Origin of the sequence: Kitasatospora sp. NPDC057198, assembly GCF_042670125.1 — a bacterium.
Classification (GTDB): domain Bacteria; phylum Actinomycetota; class Actinomycetes; order Streptomycetales; family Streptomycetaceae; genus Kitasatospora.
On sequence record NZ_JBHUWH010000026.1, the window covers coordinates 13,224 to 33,914 of the forward strand.

The 20,691-nt window shown below is 75.9% G+C and carries 21 protein-coding genes; 11 read left to right on the forward strand and 10 right to left on the reverse strand.

Features of this window, described 5'->3' with window-relative positions; translation table 11 throughout:
• Positions 1-84 precede the first annotated feature (84 nt).
• The 4 genes from ACFUEL_RS05395 (at position 85) to ACFUEL_RS05410 (ending at position 3,948) form a co-directional block, all read left to right on the forward strand.
• On the forward strand, positions 85-546 hold the full coding sequence (locus ACFUEL_RS05395) for a MarR family winged helix-turn-helix transcriptional regulator (RefSeq protein ID WP_380234668.1): 462 nt from the start codon (positions 85-87) through the stop codon (positions 544-546).
• Between the two features lie 332 nt (positions 547-878).
• The gene (locus ACFUEL_RS05400) at positions 879-1,643 is read left to right on the forward strand and encodes a LamB/YcsF family protein (protein ID WP_380234670.1); all 765 of its coding nucleotides are present in this window, start codon (positions 879-881) and stop codon (positions 1,641-1,643) included.
• Between the two features lie 257 nt (positions 1,644-1,900).
• Positions 1,901-2,947: a DNA gyrase subunit B gene (locus ACFUEL_RS05405; RefSeq protein ID WP_380234671.1), complete on the forward strand. Its 1,047-nt coding sequence runs from the start codon at positions 1,901-1,903 to the stop codon at positions 2,945-2,947.
• Positions 2,944-3,948, forward strand: a complete 1,005-nt coding sequence (locus ACFUEL_RS05410; protein WP_380234672.1) for a DNA gyrase subunit B — start codon at positions 2,944-2,946, stop codon at positions 3,946-3,948. Before ACFUEL_RS05405 ends, ACFUEL_RS05410 begins: the two co-directional genes overlap by 4 nt.
• Before the next feature lie 4 nt (positions 3,949-3,952).
• Here the strand turns inward: ACFUEL_RS05410 and ACFUEL_RS05415 are convergent, their stop codons facing one another.
• Together ACFUEL_RS05415 and ACFUEL_RS05420 are read right to left on the reverse strand one after the other, a co-directional pair.
• Positions 3,953-4,642, reverse strand: coding sequence for a B3/4 domain-containing protein (locus ACFUEL_RS05415; RefSeq protein WP_380234673.1), 690 nt, complete (start codon positions 4,640-4,642; stop codon positions 3,953-3,955).
• Positions 4,643-4,660: 18 nt separating this feature from the next.
• Positions 4,661-5,497, reverse strand: a complete 837-nt coding sequence (locus ACFUEL_RS05420; protein ID WP_380234674.1) for an EamA family transporter — start codon at positions 5,495-5,497, stop codon at positions 4,661-4,663.
• A 153-nt stretch (positions 5,498-5,650) separates the two neighbouring features.
• On the opposite strand from ACFUEL_RS05420, the gene ACFUEL_RS05425 reads away from it, so the two are divergent.
• From ACFUEL_RS05425 to ACFUEL_RS05435, 3 genes are all read left to right on the forward strand, one after another.
• Positions 5,651-6,226 (forward strand): GNAT family N-acetyltransferase, encoded by a 576-nt coding sequence (locus ACFUEL_RS05425; RefSeq protein ID WP_380234675.1) that lies wholly within the window; start codon positions 5,651-5,653, stop codon positions 6,224-6,226.
• 206 nt (positions 6,227-6,432) lie between these two features.
• Positions 6,433-7,278 (forward strand): undecaprenyl-diphosphate phosphatase, encoded by an 846-nt coding sequence (locus ACFUEL_RS05430; protein ID WP_380234676.1) that lies wholly within the window; start codon positions 6,433-6,435, stop codon positions 7,276-7,278.
• A 69-nt stretch (positions 7,279-7,347) separates the two neighbouring features.
• The gene (locus ACFUEL_RS05435) at positions 7,348-7,797 is read left to right on the forward strand and encodes a VOC family protein (protein ID WP_380234677.1); all 450 of its coding nucleotides are present in this window, start codon (positions 7,348-7,350) and stop codon (positions 7,795-7,797) included.
• Positions 7,798-7,864: 67 nt separating this feature from the next.
• Here ACFUEL_RS05435 and ACFUEL_RS05440 read toward each other — a convergent pair whose 3' ends face one another.
• Entirely contained in the window at positions 7,865-8,863 is a 999-nt protein-coding gene (locus ACFUEL_RS05440) for an ArsR/SmtB family transcription factor (RefSeq protein WP_380234679.1), read from the reverse strand.
• An 83-nt stretch (positions 8,864-8,946) separates the two neighbouring features.
• Between ACFUEL_RS05440 and ACFUEL_RS05445 the strand changes: the two genes are divergently transcribed.
• Complete coding sequence (locus ACFUEL_RS05445; protein WP_380234680.1) at positions 8,947-10,158, forward strand: MFS transporter; 1,212 nt, start codon at positions 8,947-8,949, stop codon at positions 10,156-10,158.
• Between the two features lie 221 nt (positions 10,159-10,379).
• Here the strand turns inward: ACFUEL_RS05445 and ACFUEL_RS05450 are convergent, their stop codons facing one another.
• From ACFUEL_RS05450 to ACFUEL_RS05460, 3 genes are all read right to left on the reverse strand, one after another.
• Positions 10,380-11,138 carry a DUF1775 domain-containing protein gene (locus ACFUEL_RS05450; protein WP_380234682.1) on the reverse strand — a complete coding sequence of 253 codons (759 nt, stop codon included), beginning with the start codon at positions 11,136-11,138 and terminating at the stop codon, positions 10,380-10,382.
• Positions 11,139-11,149: 11 nt separating this feature from the next.
• Positions 11,150-12,577, reverse strand: a complete 1,428-nt coding sequence (locus tag ACFUEL_RS05455; protein ID WP_380234683.1) for a HEAT repeat domain-containing protein — start codon at positions 12,575-12,577, stop codon at positions 11,150-11,152.
• Between the two features lie 267 nt (positions 12,578-12,844).
• A complete protein-coding gene (locus ACFUEL_RS05460) occupies positions 12,845-14,329 on the reverse strand; it encodes a hypothetical protein (RefSeq protein WP_380234684.1) in 1,485 nt (494 codons plus the stop codon).
• A gap of 443 nt (positions 14,330-14,772) precedes the next feature.
• Here ACFUEL_RS05460 and ACFUEL_RS05465 point away from each other — a divergent pair, with 443 nt between their 5' ends.
• Positions 14,773-15,933: an aminoglycoside phosphotransferase family protein gene (locus tag ACFUEL_RS05465; RefSeq protein WP_380234685.1), complete on the forward strand. Its 1,161-nt coding sequence runs from the start codon at positions 14,773-14,775 to the stop codon at positions 15,931-15,933.
• A 3-nt stretch (positions 15,934-15,936) separates the two neighbouring features.
• Here the strand turns inward: ACFUEL_RS05465 and ACFUEL_RS05470 are convergent, their stop codons facing one another.
• The 4 genes from ACFUEL_RS05470 to ACFUEL_RS05485 all read right to left on the reverse strand — a co-directional run bounded on the left by ACFUEL_RS05470 (position 15,937) and on the right by ACFUEL_RS05485 (position 18,785).
• Positions 15,937-17,079, reverse strand: a complete 1,143-nt coding sequence (locus ACFUEL_RS05470; RefSeq protein WP_380234686.1) for an acyl-CoA dehydrogenase family protein — start codon at positions 17,077-17,079, stop codon at positions 15,937-15,939.
• 61 nt (positions 17,080-17,140) lie between these two features.
• Complete coding sequence (locus ACFUEL_RS05475; RefSeq protein ID WP_359783877.1) at positions 17,141-17,221, reverse strand: putative leader peptide; 81 nt, start codon at positions 17,219-17,221, stop codon at positions 17,141-17,143.
• 6 nt (positions 17,222-17,227) lie between these two features.
• Positions 17,228-17,722, reverse strand: coding sequence for a hypothetical protein (locus ACFUEL_RS05480; RefSeq protein WP_380234687.1), 495 nt, complete (start codon positions 17,720-17,722; stop codon positions 17,228-17,230).
• A gap of 793 nt (positions 17,723-18,515) precedes the next feature.
• Complete coding sequence (locus ACFUEL_RS05485; RefSeq protein ID WP_380234688.1) at positions 18,516-18,785, reverse strand: DUF397 domain-containing protein; 270 nt, start codon at positions 18,783-18,785, stop codon at positions 18,516-18,518.
• 184 nt (positions 18,786-18,969) lie between these two features.
• Here ACFUEL_RS05485 and ACFUEL_RS05490 point away from each other — a divergent pair, with 184 nt between their 5' ends.
• Positions 18,970-19,569 carry a PTS-dependent dihydroxyacetone kinase phosphotransferase subunit DhaM gene (locus ACFUEL_RS05490; RefSeq protein WP_380234689.1) on the forward strand — a complete coding sequence of 200 codons (600 nt, stop codon included), beginning with the start codon at positions 18,970-18,972 and terminating at the stop codon, positions 19,567-19,569.
• 161 nt (positions 19,570-19,730) lie between these two features.
• Positions 19,731-20,660, forward strand: coding sequence for an NAD-dependent epimerase/dehydratase family protein (locus ACFUEL_RS05495; protein ID WP_380234690.1), 930 nt, complete (start codon positions 19,731-19,733; stop codon positions 20,658-20,660).
• Positions 20,661-20,691 lie beyond the last annotated feature (31 nt).

Sequence of the window (20,691 nt, forward strand, 5' to 3'; positions counted from 1 at the left end):
ATGCATGATGCACACAATGTGTACCATACATATGACGCCTTGGCGGGTTATGCTGCCGAAAAGTGACGCACGGGACGGAGGAGCATGCGGCGCGACAAGGAACTCGCCCTGATCGAACGGGAAATGATGCTGCTCGCCCGTCACCAGGTGCTCGCCACCGCCCGTACCAACGGCGGCCCCGACGCCCTGGAGCGCAGTGCGTACACCCTGCTCAGCCGGATCGAGACCGAGGGCCCGCTGACGATCGGCCAGCTCGCCGAGGCGTTCGGACTGGACACCTCCACCGTCAACCGGCAGACCGCCGCGATGCTGCGGGCCGGCCTGGTCGACCGGATCCCGGACCCGGACGGCGGGGTCGCCCGCAAGCTGCGGATCACCGAGGAGGGCCTGCGCCGCCTGCGCCAGGACCGCGACTGGTCGATCCAGGGCCTGTCCCGGGTGGTCACCGACTGGACGTCCGAGGACCTGGCGGACTTCGCCGAGGTGCTGGAGCGCTTCAACCGCGACATCGAACGGATCCAGGGCCGCCCCTGGCCGCGCGGCTGACCCCGCCCGCCCCGGCACCCGCCCGCCCGCCCTCGCCGCCCACCGCTCCCCCCATCGACCGCCCACCCCTCAGCCCTCGCCGCCCACCGCTCCCCCGCCGACCGCCCACCCGTCAACCCCCGCCGCCCGCCGCTCCCCCCGACGGGTGTTGCGCCGAGCGGGTGGACGTGCCGACGCCGCCGCGCGGGCCGACGGGCAAAACCTGCCGCCCGGGGCCGCGACCGCCGCCCCGAGCGAAACGATCAGGCCCTACGATCACCCCCAGGAGCGGACCCCGGGCCCGGATCGGCCCGCGCGCGGAAGGGCGGACGAGGAGAAAAGTGGCCGACGCGGTGATCGATCTCAATGCGGACCTCGGCGAGGGCTTCGGACGCTGGACCCTGACCGACGACGAAGCCCTGCTCTCGGTGGTCACCAGCGCCAACGTCGCCTGCGGCTTCCACGCCGGGGACCCGTCCACGATGCGCCGGGTCTGCTCGCTGGCCGCCGAGCGCGGGGTGCGGATCGGCGCCCAGGTCTCCTACCGCGACCTGGCCGGGTTCGGCCGCCGCGCCATGGACGTCCCGCCGGACGAGCTGGCCGACGAGATCGCCTACCAGATCGGCGCGCTCCAGGTGTTCGCCCGCGCGGCCGGCTCCCGGGTCTCCTACGTCAAGCCGCACGGCGCGCTCTACAACCGGGTGGTGCACGACAACGAGCAGGCGGAGGCGGTGGTCTCGGGCGTGCTGCGGGCCGGGGCGGTCTGCGACGGGCCGCTGCCGCTGCTGGGCCTGCCCGGCTCCCGGCTGCTGGCGGTGGCCGAGGGCGTCGGACTGCCGGTGGTCACCGAGGCGTTCGCCGACCGCGCCTACACCTGGACGGGCACCCTCGTCCCGCGCCGCGAGCCGGGCGCCGTGGTGCACGACCCGGAGGCGGTGATCGCCCGCGCCGTCGGCATCGCCCGGGACGCCACCGTCACCGCCGTCGGCGGCGAGCCGATCACCGTCCGGGCCCGCTCGCTGTGCGTGCACGGCGACACCCCCGGCGCCGCCCAACTCGCCTGGCGGGTACGGGGCGCGCTGGCCTCCGCGGGCGTCCGGGTCGAGGCGTTCGCCTGATCCTCCCGACGCCCCGTCACGCCCCCGGAAAATTCCTGGAACTCCCGCCCCGCCGCCCGCCCGGAAAGGCCCCTTCCCGGCCCTCCGCCGCACCGCCGCGCCCCCGGCCCCCACCTCCCGGTGCGTGGCGGTCACCCGGCCGCGCCACCCCCCGCCGCGGGCCGCACAGCCCCTCGGCACATAGCCCCTGACCTGGTGTTTTTCCGAATTTCCCCTAGGGTTGGCGGCACTGCGGACCACGTCGGAGGGGACACGTGATGACCGAATACAACGCTGCGCACATCCAGGTACTGGAGGGGGCGGCCGCCGTCCGGAGGCGGCCCGGGATGTACATCGGCTCGACCGGCGCACGCGGCCTGCACCACCTGCTGTACGAGGCGCTGGACCCGGCGGCGGACGCCGTCCTGCAGGGCCGGGCGAGCCGGATCGAGGTCACGCTGACCGCCGACGGCGGCGCCCGGATCAGCCACGACGGCCGCCCGGACGACAACCTGCCGGAACAGCTGACCCGCTTCTGGACGCCCCCGCGCCAGACCGGCCTCCGGGTCCACCTCACCCGCTTCGGCACCGGCCTCTTCGTCGTCAGCGCGCTCTCCGTCCGCCTGGAGGCGGTGGAGCACCGCGACGGCCTGGCCGTCCACCACACCTACGCCCGCGGCGAGTTGCTCACCCCGCCCACCGAGACCGGCGCCACCGACCGCACCGGCACGACGATCACCTTCCACCCGGATCCGGAGATCTTCGAGACGGTCGCCTTCGACTACTCCACCCTGGCCGACCAGCTTCGCGAACTCGCCCTGCTCAACCGGGAGTTGGATTTCACCCTGGTCGACGAGCGCGCCGCCCCGCCGCGCACCGAGCGCTTCCACCACCTGGCCGGCCTGGTCGACTTCACCACCCGCCTCGGCGGCGACCCCGCCGACACCCTCACCGTCGAGGCCGAGGACGACCGGATGGGCGGCACCCTGGACATCGCCCTCTCCTGGACGGGCCGCGGCGGCGTCCACTGCTACGCCAACAGCCTCCGCACCAGCGACGGCACCCACCTCACCGGCTTCCGGGCCGGCCTGCGGGCCGCCCTGCTCCCCCGCCTCGGCCGGCACGCCCTGCGCACCCTGTTCGGCGAACTGACCGCGGTCGTCTCGGTCAAGCTGGACGACCCCGACTACCGGGGCTGCATCCGCGAGACGCTCGGCAACCATCCCGTCCACGCCTGCACCGCCGAGGCCGTGCAGCACGCGGTGGAAGCCTGGCTGGCCGAACACCCCGAGCGCGCCGCCGAGTTGGCGGGAGCGGGCCGGTGAGCGCGTACGACGCCGGCGCGATCGTGGTCCTGGAGTGGCCGGAGTCGGTGCGCAAGCGGCCCGGCATGTACATCGGATCGGTCGACGAGCGCGGGCTGCACCACATGGTGTGCGAGACGGTCGAGTCGGCCGCGAACGAGGTGCTGTCCGGACGGGCGACCCGCGTCGAGGTCGCGCTGACGGCCGACGGCGGGGTGCGGGTGGCCCACGACGGCGTCCACCCGTACGACCTGGCCCAGGTGTTGACCACGCTGCCGGCGGGCTGGCCCGCCGGCCACGAGGACCGGCGGCGCATCGCCTGGGGCGGCACCCTCCCGGCCGTGGTCAACGCGCTCTCGGCCCGGCTGGTCGCGGAGGAGCGCCGCGACGGCGTGCCGGCCCGCCAGGAGTACGCCCGCGGCGAGCGGATCGTCCCGTCCGCCGGGGAGGACCTGGCGGACGGCACCGCGATCACCTTCCACCCGGATCCGGAGATCTTCGAGACCGTCGCCTTCGACTACCCCACCCTGGTCGAGCACCTGCGCGAACTCGCCCTGCTCAACCGCGAGTTGGACATCACCCTGACCGACGAGCGCACCACCCCGCCGCGCACCGAGCGCCTCCACCACCCGGCCGGCCCGGTCGACTTCACCACCCGCCTCGGCGGCGACCCCGCCGACACCCTCACCCTCCGCACCACCGACGAGCGGATGCACGGCACCCTCGAGCTCGCCCTCTCCTGGACCGGTGGCGGCGGCGTCCACTGCTACGCCAACAGCCGCCCCACGGACGGCGGTGCCCACCTGGCGGGCTTCCACGACGGCCTGGCCGCCGCACTCGGCCGCCCCGACCCGCCCGCCGGGCTGACGGCCGTCGTCTCGGTCAAGCTCGACCGGCTCGACCTCGAAGGGGCCACCCGGCGGACGCTCGGCAACGCCCCCGTCCGCGCCTGCGTCGCCGAGGCCGTCCGACGGGCGGTGACGGACCGGCTGGTCGCCCGCCCCCGCCCCGCTTCCGGCTGACGCCTCAGCCGAGGTACCGCACCGCGACCTGCTCGCTGTGCGGTGCCAGCAGCTCGCGCAACTCCTCGGCGGGCCCGGCGAGTTCCGCGCCGTCCATGCCGTCCATGCCGTCCATGGCCTCCAGCACGAACAGCACGTCCGTCGCCCGTTCGGTGACGCGGGTGCGGTGGGCGTCGCGGTGGTTCCAGTGCCGGGTGAGGACGCCCGCCGCGTCGGCGTAGACCACCTCGCCGGGCCTGGGGTGCTCGACGGTGCCGGGCGCGCCGAGCGGGGTGAACTCCTCGGTGCCGTCGGCGAACCGGATCTCGATCCGGCCGTCGACCGCCGCCAGGTCGAACGCCCCGGCCGGGCGGGCGTGCCGGACGGAGACGGCGTTGTACGAGTCGACGGCGGGGTTGATCCGGGGCAGCGCGCCCTGCTTGGCGAGGCGGCGGCCGAGCGCGTCCACGCTGGGGCGGACGCGGCGCGGGTTGCTGCCGAAGGCGCGGTAGGCGGTGTGCCAGGCGGCGATCCGCGGGTCGTGCTCGTCGGCGGGGCGCCAACCGCCTTGCGCCGCAAGGGTTTCCAGCCGGGCGAGCGCGGCCTCGGTGGCGGGCCAGGGCCGGTCGGCGCGGACGCCGTGGGCGGTGAGGACGGCGATCCGGGCGGCGGGGAAGGCCGCGGCGACGTCGGGGTGCAGGTGGGGAAGGGTCATCACGGGTCTCCGGAGGGGTCAGGTCAGGGCCAGCAGGCCGACCGCGAGGGCGGCCGTGCCGAGGCCGGCCAGTTGGCCGCGGTGGATGCGTTCGGCCAGGACGGCGCGGGCCAGCAGCACGGTGCCGGCCGGGTAGAGCGCGGTGATCACCGCGACCACGGCCAGGTCGCCGCTGCGGGCGGCGAGCAGGAACAGCACCCCGGCCAGCGAGTCGAGCACCCCGGCGGCGGCCGCCAGGGCGTAGCCGGGGCGCTCGGGGCCGAGCCGCCGGCGCCACAGCACGGCGGCGCCCAGGGTGAGCGCGGAGGTGACGGCGCGGCCGACGATCAGCGGGGCGACGCCGCTGCCGGACGGGGCCTGGTGCAGGCAGACCAGTTGGACGGCGATCGCGCCGCCCGCGCCCAGCGCCAGCAGCAGCGCGTGGCGGCTCACCCCGGCCCGGCCGCCGCCCGGCCCGGCGCTGACCAGCACCACCGCGAACAGCGCCAGCGGCAGGCCGAGCAGCCCGGCGGCGCCCAGCCGCTCGCCCTGCAGCAGGCCGACCAGGACCGGCAGCATCGCCGAGACCAGCGCCGTCACCGGCGAGAGCACGTTCATCGGGCCGATCGCCAGCGTCCGGTAGAGCAGGGCGAACGCCGCCGCCGAGGCCACTCCGGAGGCCGCGCCCCAGCCCACCGCCCCGGCCTCGAACCGGGCGCCGAGCAGCGGCCAGAGCAGCAGTTCGACGGCCAGGCTGGCGGGCGCGGCGACCAGCACGGTGCGCAGCACGTGCGCGCGGCGGGCGCCGAGGCCGCCGAGGAAGTCGGCGCAGCCGTAGGCGAGGGAGCTGCCGAGGGCGAGCAGCAGAGCGAGCATGACACTTCCCCGATGGTGAGGCGGAACGGTTCGACCGTACAACAGACTGAACGAAACAGACCAACAGAGTGACCGCCACCCGCATTCCCCACTCCACCCTCCCCACCGGAAAAGCGCTTGCCGCTCCCCCGCCGGCGGTGCTCTGCTCGCCCGGTGACCACCCTCCGCCTGCGCACCGAGCGGCTCGCCCTGCGTCGCTTCACCCCCGCCGACCTGCCCGCCGTCACCGCCCTGTGCGGCGACCCGGAGGTGATGCGGTACATCGACGACGGCCGCCCCATCCCGCCCGCCCGGGTCGCGGACGAGCTGCTGCCCGGCCTGCTGCGCGAGTACGCCGAACTGCCGGACGGGCTGGGCTGCTGGGCGCTGGAGGCGGACGGGCGCTTCCTGGGCTGGGCGGCGCTGCGCCCGCCCGCCTCGGTCGGCCTGGAGGAGGCGGACGGCCTGGAGCTGGGCTACCGGCTGCTGCCCGCCGCCCGGGGCCGGGGGTACGCCACCGAGGCGGTGCGCGCGCTGGTCGGCGCCGCGCTCGGGGAGCTGCGGGCCGAGCGGGTGGTGGCCACCACGATGACCGTGAACACGGCCTCCCGGCGCGTCCTGGAGCGGTGCGGGCTGCGCCACGTGCGGACGTTCCGCTTCGACTGGCCGGACCCGATCCCGGGCAGCGAGCAGGGCGACGTGGTCTACGGGCTGAGCCGCGCGGAGTGGGCGGCGCGGCCCACCGGCTGAGCCGCGCCGAACGGGCGGCGTCCACGTTCCGAGGCCCGCCGGTGCGAATGGTCCGGTCCGTCCCGCATTGCACCTTTGCGATTTTCAGTACATCCGGACCCCTTATCATCTGCCCGCACCGGACCGCGCCCGGCCGCCGGACCACCCACGAACGAACAGGAAACCGCCATGCTGAGCCTCCGAGAGACATCCACGGCGGGTGTCCGGTGACCGAGTGGTTCCACGCCGCCGTGCTCGGCCTGGTGCAGGGGCTGACCGAGTTCCTGCCGGTCTCCTCCAGCGCCCACCTGCGGGTGTTCTCCGCCCTGGCCGGCTGGGACGACCCCGGCGCGGCGTTCACCGCGGTGACGCAGCTGGGCACCGAGAGCGCCGTGCTGATCTACTTCCGGCGCGACATCAGCGCGATCGTCAAGGCGTGGACGCTCTCGCTATTCCGCCCCGAGTGGCGGCGCGACCAGAACGCGAAGCTCGGCTGGTACGTGATCATCGGCACGCTGCCGATCGGCATCCTCGGCAAGCTGTTCCAGGACACCATCGAGACCACCCTGCGCGACCTGCGGCTGATCGGCACCACGCTGATCGTGTTCGGCGTGGTCCTGGCGGTGGCCGACCGCTCCCGCGCCGTCCGCAACGCCCGTCCGATCAGCTCGCTGACCTTCAAGCACGCGCTGATCTACGGCGGCGCCCAGTCGCTGGCGCTGATCCCGGGCGTCTCCCGCTCCGGCGGCACGATCAGCGCCGGCCTGTTCCTCGGCTACAGCCGGGAGGCGGCCGCCCGCTACTCCTTCCTGCTCGCCATCCCCGCGGTGCTGGCCTCCGGCGGCCTGGAGCTGCTCAAGATCGGCGACGGCCCGGCGCCCGACTGGGGTCCGACGGTCCTGGCCACCCTGATCGCCTTCGCGGTCGGCTACGCGGCGATCGCCTGGTTCCTGAAGTACATCTCGCACAACAGCTTCACGCCGTTCGTGGTCTACCGGATCCTGCTCGGCATCACCATCATCGCCCTGGTCACCGCGGGCACCCTCGCCCCGGACGCGGGCACCGTGCACTGACCGGACCGACGCGCCGGACCGCCCGGGGATCGTTGCCGCTCGATCTGACGTGCGATTGAATCCCTTGGCATGACGCTCTCCTGGAAGCTGGTAGTCGACAGCACCGACGCCCCCGCCCTCGCCGAGTTCTGGGGCGCCGCCCTCGGCTACGAGGTCGAGGACCCGACCGCCCTGATCGACTCGCTGCTCGCCGCCGGGCACCTCCCCGCCGCGGCCGTGCTCGAACGGGACGGCCGCAAGCTGTTCCGCGGCTACTCGGCCGTCCGCCACCCCGAGGACCCGTACGACCCGGCCAGCGGCGTCGGCAAGGGCCGCCGGATCCTGTTCCAGAGCGTCCCCGAGCCCAAGCAGGGCAAGAACCGGCTGCACATCGACGTCCACTCCGACGGTGAACTCGACGCCGTGGTGGAGCGGTTGGAGAAGCTCGGGGCCACCCGCGTCGAGGAGCAGGACCAGGGGCCGGCCGGCCACTGGTGGGTGATGCGCGACCCCGAGGGCAACGAGTTCTGCGTCGCCTGAACCGAGCGGCCGCCGAGCCGGGCCACTCAACCCGGCCCCGGCTCAGCCCAGCCCGGCTCGGCCCCGCTCAGTCCGACTCCGCTCCCGGGCCCGCCACCAGCCGGTCGCCCAGCGCCGTGCGGTGGTAGAGCACCCGGCGCCCCAGCCTGGTCCGGTCGACCAGCCCGGTGTCGCGCAGGATCGCCAGGTGGCCGCCGACCGTGCCCACCGACTGGCCCAGCAGCAGGGCCAGTTCGCTGGTGGTGGCGGGCGTGTCCAGGTCCCGCAGGATCTGGGCCCGCCCGCCGCCGAGCAGCCGGGCCAGCGCCCGGCCGTCCCCCGCCCGGCCGCCGCCCGCCCCGCCGTCCCCCGTCCCGCGCGCCGGGTACACCATCGCGAACGGGCGCCCCGGCGCCTCGCACAGCCACGAACTGCGCTGCGCCGTGACCGGGACGAACAGCATCCCGTCCGACCCCACCACCCGGTCCCGCCCGGGGCGGTCGCTGAACCGGATCGCGTCCGTCCCCACCCACGCGCTGGTCCGGTTCATCAGGTGCAGGGCCCGCGGCCAGCCGTGCGCGGCCAGCAGCCCGGCCCGGTGCGTGACGTCGCGCCGCAGGGCCGCCCGCCGGGCCGGCCAGTCCGCGGCCAGGTGCGCGTCCCAGACCTCGCGGAACAGCTCCGCCGCCCGGACGCCGTGCCCGCGGCCGGTGAGCCAGTCCAGCCGCTGCCCCGCCCAGGCGTGCGCCTGCGCCGCGCGCAGCCCCGCCACCGCCACCTCGTCCGGCACCCGCGCCACCTCGGCGAGTTCGGCGTCCAGGCCGGTCTCCATCCCGCCGCCCGGCGGCAGCGTCAGGTGGTCCGGCAGGTACTTGGTCGCCGCGACCAGATCCACCAGCCCGCGCGCGTACCCGTCCCCCGCCAGCCGGGCCAGGAACGCCGGACGGTGCCGCTCCCACCAGGGCGCGGCCCACGGATCGGCGTGCGGACGGGCCAGCTGGACGACCGCCGCCAGCGTCTCGGCGAACGGCGACAGCGCGAACCGGGAACGTGACAGCGCGAGCGAGTCCAACCGCAGCACGACCACGGCGACGCCCTCCCCCCTCAGGCACCTTTCGGCGGATCCCGAAACGATAGAGGCCCCGGCCCGCCCGCTCCCACACTCTGCGGGTGCTTCCACCACTCCTTCACCACCGGGCCTTCCGCCGCTTCCTGCTCGGCCGCGCGGTCTCCCTGCTGGGCGGCGCGATGGCCCCGGTCGCGCTGGCCTTCGCCGTCCTCGACGCCGCCGACGGCCGGGCCGCCGACCTGGGCGCCGTGCTGGCCGTCCGGATGCTCCCGCTGCTCGGCCTGCTGCTGCTCGGCGGCGCGGTCGCCGACCGGCTGCCCCGGCGCACCGTCCTGCTGACCACCCACCTCGGCGCGGGCCTCAGCCAGGGCGCGGCCGCCGCCCTGCTGCTCACCGGCCACTACGCGCTCGGCCCGTTCGCCGCCCTGGAGTTCCTCAACGGCGCGCTCACCGCGTTCACCTCGCCCGCGCTGCGCGGCGTGCTGCCCGAACTCGTCCCGAGCGATCAACTGCGGCCCGCCAACGCCCTGTTGAGCACGGCCACGAACGGCAGCAAGCTGCTCGGCCCGCCACTGGCCGGCCTCCTGGTCGCCGGGGCCGGGCCCGGCTGGGCGGTCGCCCTGGACGCGCTCGGCTACCTGCCCGCCGCGTACCTGCTGGCCCGCCTCCCGGCCGGACGGGCCGCCGCCGCCCCGTCGTCCGGCCTGCGCCGCGAGCTGCGCGAGGGCTGGAGCGTCCTGCGCCGCACCCGCTGGGCCTGGTGGACCACCTGGTCGTGCTGCGCCACCAACCTGCTGCTGGTCGGCCCCTGGCAGATCCTCGGCCCGCAACTGGCCGGCCCCGCCCTGTGGGGCACCCTGCTCTCCGCCCGCGGCGCCGGGCTGCTGCTGGCGGGCACCGCCGCCTACCGGCTGGCCCCGCGCCGCCTGCTCGCCACCGGCCAACTCGCCGGCCTGCTGCTCCCGCTCCCGCTGCTCGCCCTCGGCCGGCACACCCCCGGCCCCTGGCTGCTCGCCGCCGCCCTCGCCTCCGGCCTCGGCCTGGCGCTGTCCGCCACCGCCTGGGACACCTCGCTCCAGGAACACCTGCCGAACGGCGTCCTCTCCCGGGTCTCCGCCAACGCCGACGCACTCTCCTACCTGGCCATCCCCCTCGGCCAACTCGCCTGCGGCCCGCTCACCACCCACTTCGGCGCCCCGCCCCTCGCCACCGCCGCCGCCCTCGCCCAGGGCTCCCTCACCCTGCTCCCGCTGCTCTCCCCCGCCGTCCGCCGCCTCCCGCACGGCAGCACCCCGGCACCCGTCCCGGCCTGAACCCGACCACGGCCCCGGCGCAACGGGCGGCACGGATGGGACGGCAACACCGCACGGGCCGCAGCTCCGGGCCCCGCCCCGGCCGGGCGTCGCCGCCGTGGACCGCCCCCGCCGGGAGGCCGTACGGGGCCGGGACGCACCGGTGGGCCGGACCCGTCCTCGCCCGGTCGGTGCCGTGGAAGCGCAGGCCCTTCGGGGAAGCGGGCGAATCCGGCGCGGGCCTAGGCGGCGGACTTCCGGCGGCGCAGCACCAGGACGACCAGCGCGGCCAGCACGGCGACGCCCGCGACGCTGCCGAGTACGACGGCGCCGGTGCTGGTGCCGCCCCCGCCGGCCCCGCCGGCCCCGCCGTCCTTCGGGGCCGGGGCCTCGGCGACGGCGGAGAGGGTGGCCGTGGCGGACGGGCTCGCCGGAGCGGAACCGGAAGCGGAGGCCGACACGGAAGCGGAGGCCGACGCGCTCGCCCCGGGCGCGGCCAGCGGGGTCGCGCCGGGGGCGGCCGGGCGCAGGGCGAGCGCGGGGGCGGGGTGCTGCGGCTCGGTGTCGCCCTGCGGGAGCTCGATCCAGCGGTCGGTGCGGCCGTCGGAGTAGTCGACCAGGGTCTTGAAGACCAGCGAGTCGGCGTCGGGCAACTGCCGGACCTCGACCGTCCACTCGGCGGCGGCGCCGGGCGCGAGGGCCGGTCCGGCCACCGCGTAGCCGTCGGCGGTGGGCGTGAGGGTCCAGCCGGCCGGGGCCTCGACCAGGGTGACGTCGGCGGGGGCGAGCCCGACGGGCAGCACGACCTTGACGTCGGCGATGCCCGCCGTGGAGGACTCGCCCTCGGCGGAGAAGGCGACCCGGGCGTCGACCGCGAGGGCCTGCGCGGTCGGGGAGTCGACCTCGACGTGCGCGGCCGCGCCGCCGGCCGCGCCGAGCAGCAGGCCCAGCGCGAGGGCGGCGGGCACGACGGACCGGCGGATCGCTCGTGGTCGCTGCACGACCGGCAAGCCTACCGGTCGCGGGCCGTCAGCCGGCCGCGGACGGCGGCGTGCACCTCGGCCTCCTCGGCCGGGTCGGCGGCGAGCCTGCGCAGCCGTTCGAGGACGCGGACGTCGCCGGTGGTGGTGACGTGGGTGGCGGCCAGCTCGCGGGTGGACTCCTCGCAGTCCCACAGGCACTCGACGGCGGGACCGGCCCCGAAGTTGGGGTCGGTGGCGGCGAGCGCCTGGGCGGCGCGGCCGCGCAGCTCGGAGGAGGCGGCCTCGCCGTAGACGTGCCGCAGGGCGGGGACGGCGGCGGCGGCCCGGAGCCGGCCGACGCCGTCGACCAGGCTGCCGAGGGCGGCGCCGGTGACGCCGTTCAGCGAGATCCACTGGTGCAGTCCGGCGACGACCAGCGGGGCGTCGCAGTTCTCGCCGGCGTCGGCGAGGAGCCGGACGGCGGCCTGGGCGAGGGCGCTGTCCGCGCCGCCGGTCGCCGGGTCGGCCCAGCGGCGGGCGTGCGCGAGCGCCTCGGGACCTCGCATCCGGCCGAGCAGTTCCAGCGAGGCGCGCACCACCCGATGGTCCAGGTCGGCGGCGGCGGCCTCGATCAGGGCGGCGGCGGCCGGGTCGCGCTGCTCGACGAGGTGCCGGAGCGCGGCGCAGCGGGCGCCGGCCGGGCCGTGCGCGGCGGCGTCGTGCAGCAGCGGCGCGTCCTCGGGGCGGACGACGGCGGTGAGGCAGCGGGCGGCCGCGGCGGCGCGGCGGGCCAGGGCGTCGGGGGTGGTGCCGTCGCCCTGGTCGGCCCAGGCGAGCACGTCGGTGGTGGACCAGCCGGGGGTGACGCCGGGGCGGTTGAGCTGCCGTTGCCACAGGTCGAACGGGGACTGCTCGCCGGCGGCGGCGACCCGCGGGTGGTGGGCGGCCCACAGCCGCCACACCCGGGGTTCGTAGGCGGCGCGGACGGCTTCGCGCAGTTCGGCGTCGCCCTCCGGGCCCGCCGGGAAGCGGTCGAGGACGGCGGGGGCGAGGGCGAGCAGGGCCTCGTCGGTGTCGCGCAGGGCGAGCTCGTCGAGGGCCCAGGCCCAGTTGGTCCCGGTGGTGGTGTAGGCGCGCAGCAGGTCGAGGGCGTCGCGGCGGCCGTAGCCGGCGAGGTGGCCGAGCACGGCGAGGGCGAGGCCGGTGCGGGCCTCGTCGGTGTCGAGGCCGTCCTCGGGCGAGTGGAGGTGGAGCTCGATGCCGGTGAGGGGGGCTTCGAGCTCCATGTAGAGGCGTGCGTAGTACAGGGAGCGGTTCTCGACCTGCCAGTCGGCGCGGGGGTCGTTGGTGACGCAGGTCTCGACGGCGGCGATCGCCTCGTCGCGGTCTGCGGCCAACGCATGCAGCTGCCCGTCTCCGCGGCCTCTCTGGAGGAGGCCGAGGAGGCTGGCGCTGGGCGCTATCACTGGCTCGAACATGAGGTCAGCATCCGTTGCGGCGGTCGTCGTGGCAACGGGATTTCCGTCGCCGGGGTCGGTTGGCACAGCTCAGGCGCCCGGGCGCCGGAATCACCGAAGGTTACCGCCTGGGTGGCCGATCTGCACACAGGGCAACGAATTTCCCCAGCTGAAAGGTACCGAACCGGGTCCGTCCGTACCGGATCGACCCCTTCCGCAACGGGACGTGCGTTCGGGCACGAATCGGATCGGCCCGCAGTTCGGAAAGCCCCGCGGGCCGACGGGGAGTCAGACCGTCCGGGGGTTCCTGGGGGCGGGCAGGGCGGCGTGGATCCGCTCGCGGAGTTCGGCCACCGCGGGCAGCCCCTGGTAGCGGGTGGAGAGCCGGTACATCTCGCGCAGCCGGTCCCAGGTGCGCTTGGAGGAGGTGTCGTTGATCGAGGCCAGGGCCAGTTTGGCCTGCACCTGGGCCTCGTCGGGCTCGCCGGAGATCCAGTGGATGGAGGCCAGGGTGATCCGGTCGAGCAGCACGGAGCGCTCCCGGCCGGTGGCCTGGCGCAGCCGGATCGCGGTCTGGGCGTGCCGGAGGGCGAGCGGGACGGCGCCGGGGTCGTGCTCGGCGAGGGTGCGGTAGACCAGGGCCTGCATGCCGTGCAGCTCGGCCTCGTTGAACAGCTGCATCCAGCTGGGCGCGGGCTCGGCGGCGTCCTGGACGAACAGCTCCTCGGCCTCGCCGAGCACCCGGCGGGTGGCCTCGGAGCGGCCGAGCGACGCCTGCGCCCAGGCTTCGACGGTGTGCAGCATGGCCCGGGTCTGCGGCAGGGTGCCGTCGGCGGGGCCGGCGCTGGCGTTGGCGAGCTGCATGAGTTCGAGGGCGTCGTCGGCCCGGCCGAGGTGGAGCATCTGGCGGGCGGCGCGGGAGATCGCCTCGCCGGCCCGGGGCCGGTCGCCGGCCTCCCGGGCGGCCTGCGCGGCGATCACGAAGTAGCGCTGGGCGGTGGGTTCGAGGCCGACGTCGTGGGACATCCAGCCGGCCAGCACGGCGAGGTTGGCGGCGACCGTCCACAGCCGGCGCTCCAGCGCGGGCGGGTGGCCGTGGGTGAGCAGGCCGCCGACCTCGTTGAGCTGGCCGACCACCGCCTTGCGCTGGAGTCCGCCGCCGCGCGAGGCGTCCCAGGCCCGGAACACCTCCACGGCGCGTTCCAGGGCGGCGACCTCCTCGTCGCCGACCGGTCCGGGTTCGTAGACGTCGAGGACGGGGCGGGGGCCGCCCTGGGTGAGGACGTGGCGGGGCCCGGGGCGGGCGGCCGCCTCGGCGACCGCCCCGCCGGTGAGCCAGTCGTGCAGGTTGTCGGCGATGGCCGCGCCCGCCGCGAGGGCGGCCGAGGCGCCGACCAGTCCGCGTCTGTTCAGCATGAGGTCCATTCCCGTGAACTCGGTGAGGACCGCGGCCGTCCGATCCGGTGCCCAGGGCTCCTTCGGCGGTGCTGCGCTGCTGCCGGACCTGGTGGGCCGGTGTCGTTCGAGACCCAAGTCCTCGGTGGTGACGACACGGCCGAGCCGCTCCGTGAACACGGCGGCCAGCACCCTCGGCACCGGGTCGCGCGGGATCTCTCCCTGCTCGATCCAGCGCCGGACCCGGGAGGTGTCGGTGGACAGCTGCTGCTCGCCCAGCGCGGCACCCCGCCGGTTGACCAGCCGGGCCAGCTCGCCCTTGGACCATCCGGTCAGGGCGAAGTGGTCGGCCAGTCTGGTGTTCGGCCCCTTGCTCAACTGAAGCCCCCAGGTTCCTCGGCTGGTCACCGACCCTAGTGGCTCTGTCACTTGCCAGGCGACCATTCGCCAGGGTTCGCCAGGGTGCGCTACGTGGTGTGCCAGTGCCGTTCGGGTGTCAGGTAGGTATGCGCCACCCCGGCTTCGCACCGGAACGGCCCCCGACCGGCCCGGACCTCGTTCCGACGGTGCGTCAGGAGGCCGTCCGGGAGCAGCGTTCCGGGGGGTGGCGCGCCCGGGTGGCGCGGGGGCGCCGGGCAGGGCGCGGTGGGTACGGGACGGACGCACTCCCCAGGGTGCGGGCGGTTCCGGCGCACCGCCGGCCGTGCCCGGCGCCCCCGCACCACCCGGTGGCCCGACCCCGCGGATCCGGGCCCCGCGCAGTTCCCAGATCCGCCGCTCCCCCGCTGTGCCGCCGGTCAAGGAAGGACCCTCACCGACCCATGTACTCCACATCCAGCACCGGTACCCGCTCGTCCGCCCCGACCGGGGCGGACGGCGCGACCGTACGCCCCTCACGCTCCCCCCTGCGCCCCCCGACCGCCGGTGCGGGCCGGCCCGCGCCGCGCGGCACCGATCTGCGCGACCCGCGCGGGCGCACCACCCTGGTGACCCGGCCGCTGCTGGACCAGGCCGGCCGGCTGGGCCGTCCCGCCGCCGGCCGGGCCCCGGAGGCGTTCGTGGACCGGGTCGACCCGGCCGCGCTGCAGACCCCGGCGGTGCGGGCGGTGCTGGCCAACGTCGCGCGGATATGTCCGGCGTTCCTGCCGCGCCAGGTGCTGCGCGAGGGCAGCCGGCACGTGCTGATCGCGGGCACCATCGGCCGGGCCCCGGTGGTGGCGAAGTGCCTGGCGCCGGCGGCGCTGCGCGGCGAGCGGGCGGAGCAGCTGATCGAGCGCTTCCACCACGAGGTGGCGGTGTACCGGGCGTTCGTCCGGCACCGTCCGCCGGTGCGGCTGCCGCGGCTGGTGGCGGCCGACCACGACCGCTGCGTGCTGGTCCTGGAGCGGGTGCCGGGCCGTCCGGCGGCCCGCGAGCGGCACCCGGCGAACGCGCCGACGCCGGGCGAGGTGCGCGCGGTGCTGGGCGCGGTGCGCACGCTGAACCTGTGGCGCCCGCCGACGGACGTGTTCGGCAAGCCGATGGACTACCAGACCGAGATCGCCCGGTTCCACTCGCTGGGCCTGCTGACCGACCGGGACGCGGGCGACCTGCGCGGGCTGCTGCACGGCCTGTCCTCGGTGCCGTGGCAGCTCAACCACGGCGACGCGCTGCTGGGCAACGTGCTGCTGGCCCCGTCCGGCCCGGTCCTGCTGGACTGGGAGCGGGCCGGCTGGTACCTGCCGGGCTACGACCTGGCGGTGCTGTGGAGCGTGCTCTCCGGGGACACCGCGGCCCGCCGCCAGATCAGCCAACTCGCCCAGTCCGGCGGCACGCTGGCCCGGGACGCGTTCCTGGTGAACCTGGTGCTGGTGCTGATGCGGGAGCTGCGGCTGCACGACGTCCCGGGCGCGGGCGAGGAGCAGCGGATCATGATCCGCCGGCTGTACGACGACGCGGCGCTGGCCCGCCGCGCGGTCCGCGCGGCGGTCGGCACCCGCTGAGGCTCAGCCTCCCAGCAGCTCCCCGCCGAGGGCGTCCAGCACGGCGTCCTCGGCGGGGAGCCGGGTGCGCAGGCTGAGGGTGTCGCGCAGGTGGCGCTCCAGCGGGTGGCGGCGGTCGAGTCCGGCGCTGCCGGTGAGGGTGAGGGCCCGCTGCACGGTGTCGCCCGCGGTGCGGGCGGCGAGCAGTTGGACGGCGGGGGCCCGGGTGGCGGCGGCCGGGTCGGCGTCGGTGCGGGCGGCGAGGCCGTGCACGAGTTCCTCGGCGCCGGTGAGCGCGGCGTGGAGTTCGCCGAGCGGGCGGCGGTGGGTGGCGGCGGTGTCGCGCAGCCGCCCGGCGGACCAGTCGAGGGCGGCCCGGGCGGTGCCCAACAGGATCGCGGCGAGGGCGAGTTGCTGCCAGGCCGCGGCGACCGGGTCGGGGGCGGGGGCGGCGCCCCGGGGCAGCAGCACGGCGTCGGTGCCGACCCGGGCGTCCTCCAGCAGGACGTGGTGGCCGGCGGCGGCGCGCAGGCCGAGCTGGTCGGCGGCGGGGTCGATCTCCAGCCCGGGGCTGTCGGCGCGGACCAGGAACAGTCCGGTGCGGGGCTGCGCCTCGGCGGTGCGGGCCTCGACGACCAGCCAGGCGAGCGCTTCGGCGCCGGGGCAGTAGGGGGCGCGGCCGCCGAGCCGCCAGGCGTTGCCGCGCCAGTGCGCGGTGACGGCGGGCGGCTGTCCGGCGGGGGCGCGCAGGGTGCCGACCAGGGCGGGGCCGCGGCGGGACTCGGTGAGCAGCCGCCGGTAGAGCGCGGCGGGCCAGGGCGCGGTGCGGGCCTGTTCGGCGTGGTGCAGCAGGGTGTGCGCGGTGAGCAGGGCGACGGAGGCGTCGCCGCGGCCGAGCCTGGCCAGCACCCGGACGGTGTCGGCGAGTCCGGCGCCCGGCCCGCCGTGCCGGCGGCCGACGGTGAGGGTGAGCAGTCCGGCCTCGTGGACGGTTTCGACGCCCTGGTAGGGGAAGGTGCCGTCGCGGTCGTGCTCGGCGGCGCGGGCGGCCAGCAGGTCGACGACCCGGGGCAGCCGGGCGAGGGCGCGTTCGACGGCGCCGTCGGCGGGTGTGGCCGCGGTCGCGGCGTGGGTGGGGACGGTCGGCTGCGCTGCGGTGCGGGTCATGGCGGTGGGCCTCCGGGCCGGGCGGCGTGGGTGTCGGGCGTCCTGGTCGACGGCTGGGTCGTCAGGAGGCCGGACAGGCCGCGCCGGCGGTGCGCCGGAGGTCCACGTGCAGGCGCCGGGTCAGCAGCGGCGGGCGGGGCATCACGGGTCAGCCCTGCTGGAACATCTCCGCCGGAAGCGGCTTGAGGAGCTGGTAGAGATCGTCCGAAATCGGCCGGTCCCAGGAGGCGATGGTGACCTGGACGCCGTCGCTGCGGCCGAACTGGGAGCAGTAGAGCCGCTCCTCGGTGACCCTGACCTTGCGGACGATCAGCAGGTCGTCGCCGAGCATGACCGGGAAGTCCTCGGCCGAGACGAAGTCGACCTGCTCCTCGTTCTCCAGCGAGGCGAGCAGCTGCCGGGCCTCCAGCGGCACCCCGTCCTCGCTCTCGCGGGCGGGCGACTCCTGCGGGACGTTGCCGATCAGCATGGCCGGGCCGCGGCCGCCGAGCAGGTCGTACTGGAGGAAAATGCCTTGGCAGGATCCGTCCTGACCGGCCAGGATCATGGCACCGAAGTCGCCGGGCCAGTCGCCCGGATCCATGGCCAGTACGTCGAAGTCCGGGCCGGCGGGCTGTCCGGAGCGACGGCGGAGAAATGACATGGGCCCATCGTACGTGCCCGGTGGGCGGCGGCCCGCGCGCGGGTCCGCGATCAGGCCGAGATCTACGCTCAGGGACCAATGTTGACTCTGAGCAACCGTCCGGGCTACGTTCGGTTCAGCACGACGGCCGCTCCGGGGCGAGATCCACAGGGGGCGGTTTGTCGCAGCGTGCCTTGCGCGCATTCCCTCACTGCGCACGCGGTCGTGTGAACTCAGAGCACCATTTGCTGATTCAATGGTCCTTGGACGGTTCCTGGAGCCTGCGGGTGATTCCGGCTGGCTCCGGACCTTCGTGGCACCATCGAATCGGCGCCACAACATCCACATAACACCCAGAGCCAGGTTCGCGGGGCCCTCGTGCCGTCGCGTTCGCGAACCTTGCCCGGATCACCGCCGCGTGGGGGCGTGCGGAATCCGGGCTCCGGCCCAGCCGGGGAGTCGCTCTTCCCGGTCGGGTCACTCCCGTTGCGACGGCTGCCGCACCCTGTGCGGCACGGGGAGGGAGGGCCCGTCAGCGGCGCCGTTGACGGGCAGCAGAAGCGGGCGCCGTGCCTATACCGCGTGGGGGCGGTAGGCACGGCGTCTGCCTGCTCTTACTGTGCTGGCAGGCTTGTCGAACAGTCAACAAGATTCGGCCCATCAGAACTCTTTTGTAACCTCGGCGTATGCCCACTCGTCACCTGCGCGCGGGTTGCTGTGCTGCGGCGTTCCCCGCCGGGGCACCGGCGGGACGCCGGTCCGGCCGCCTCCGGGACGGCCGGTTCGGCGCCGTCGTGCGCCCGCGCCGGGCCCGCTACTCGCCCTGCTGCTGCGGCGGTTCCTGCGGCTGGATGTCGAACTCGCCGTCCCGGGCGCCCAGGACGAAGGCCCGCCACTCGGCGGGGGTGAAGATCAGCGACGGGCCGTCCGGCTCCGCGCCGTTCCGCATCGCGATGTACCCGTCGACGAAGGCGATCTGCACGCCCTCCTCGTCGCCCGGGGCGTTCAGCCACTCGGCGCCGCTCACGTCCAGTTCGATCTTTCGGCGCTCTTCCGCCGCCTGGGCCGCTTCTGCCGGCGTCATCCGCAGGTCCTTCCGTTCGGGGTCCGCTTCCTCGGTCGGGCACCAGCCTAGCCAGCCGGAGCCGTCCGGTCCGGCCCTTCCGCCCCGACCGGCCCGCGGGCGGGGCGACTGCGCCGATCCGGCCTTCCGGCGGCGACACCTGTGCTAAGGGCCGCGTTCCGGGCGGCGGCGGGGCGAGGATGGGGTGACGAGCAGTCAGCCACGCACCCGGGAGCAGCCGATGGACCAGTCGATGGACCAGCGGGGCGGTAGCCGCGCCGACGTCGTCCCGATCAGCACCGCGCCCTCGGCGTCCCAGGCGCCGCCGGTGGGTGCCGCGACGGGCACCGTGACCGCGCCCGTGCCGTCCGTGCCGCGCCCCTCCCGGCCGGCCGGGCACGGGCGGGTGGGCCTGGTGCTGGTCTCGCAGAGCCAGGAACTGGCGGACGCGGTGCGGGCGCTGGCGCTGGCGGTGCTGGAGGCGGACGACCCGGCGCCGGTCGTGGCGACCGGCGGCGCGCTCGCGGACGGGCCGGGCAGCAGCGCGGTGCTGGTGGCGGCGGCGGCCCGGCGGGTCGACCAGGGCCACGGCGTGGCGGTGCTGTGCGACCTGGACGGCCCGGTGCGCACGGTGCTGACCGTGCTGGCGGCGGCCGACGAGCACGGCCTGCCGTTCCCGACCCGGTTCGCGGACGCCCCGTTCGTGGAGGGCGCGGTGGCCGCGGCGGCGACCGCGACCGCGGGCGGCGACCTGGCGGCGGTGCTGGACGCGGCGGAGGAGACCGCGCGCCGGCCGAAGCGCTGACGCCCCCCTCCCCCGTCTGTCGGCCGGGATGTGTCCGATGGGTTGGTTTGGTCGCGAGTGTGCGGGTTTCGGGTACGCCGGGTCCGGCCGCGCCGCTAGAGTCGGCCGCACCGGCCCGGTGGGGGGAGTCCCCGGGCCCGATCGAGGGGCGGTACGGGTCGATGCGTGTGGTGGTCACCGGCGGGGCGGGGTTCATCGGAGCCAATCTGGCCAGGGAGTTGACGTCCCGTCCGGAGGTGGCGGAGGTCCGGGTGGTGGACGACCTGTCCACCGGCAGCAAGGCCAACCTGGCGGGGGTGGACGTCACCTTCTTCGAGGGCAGCATCCTCGACGCGGCCCTGCTGGACGCGGCGTTCACCGGCGCCGACGCGGTGGTGCACCTGGCGGCGCTGCCCTCGGTGCCGCGCTCGATCACCGCCCCGCTGGCCAGCCACCGGGTGAACGCCACCGGCACCCTGGAGGTCCTGGAGGCCGCCCGCCGGGCGGGCGGCCTGTACGTGGCGGCGGCGTCCTCGTCCTCGGTGTACGGCGCCAACCGGGAGCTGCCCAAGCGCGAGTCGATGCGCCCGGCGCCGATGAGCCCGTACGCGGTCTCCAAGCTGGCCGCCGAGTCCTACCTCGGCGCGTACCACCACTGCTACGGCCTGGGCGTGCTGCCGCTGCGCTTCTTCAACGTGTTCGGCCCGCTGCAGGCCGCCGGGCACGCGTACGCGGCCGTGGTCCCCGCGTTCCTGGACGCGGCCCTGGCCGGGCGGGCGGTGACGGTGCACGGGGACGGGCGGCAGAGCCGCGACTTCACCTACGTCGGCACGGTCACCCAGGTGCTCGCCGAGGCGGTGCTGCGCCGGGTCGTCTCCGCGGACCCGGTGAACCTGGCCTTCGGGACGCGCACCTCGCTGCTGGAGCTGATCGGCCTGCTGGGCGGGGTGCTGGGCGCCCCGGTCGCCGCCGAGCACGTCGACCCGCGACCGGGGGACGTCCGGGACTCGCAGGCCGACAACGCGCGGCTGCGCGAGCTCTTCCCGGACGTCGTGCCCGTCCCGCTGGAGGAGGGCCTGCGGCGCACCGCGGACTGGTTCCGGACCCTCTAGCGACCCCGGTGCCTCTGGCGACCCCGGTGCC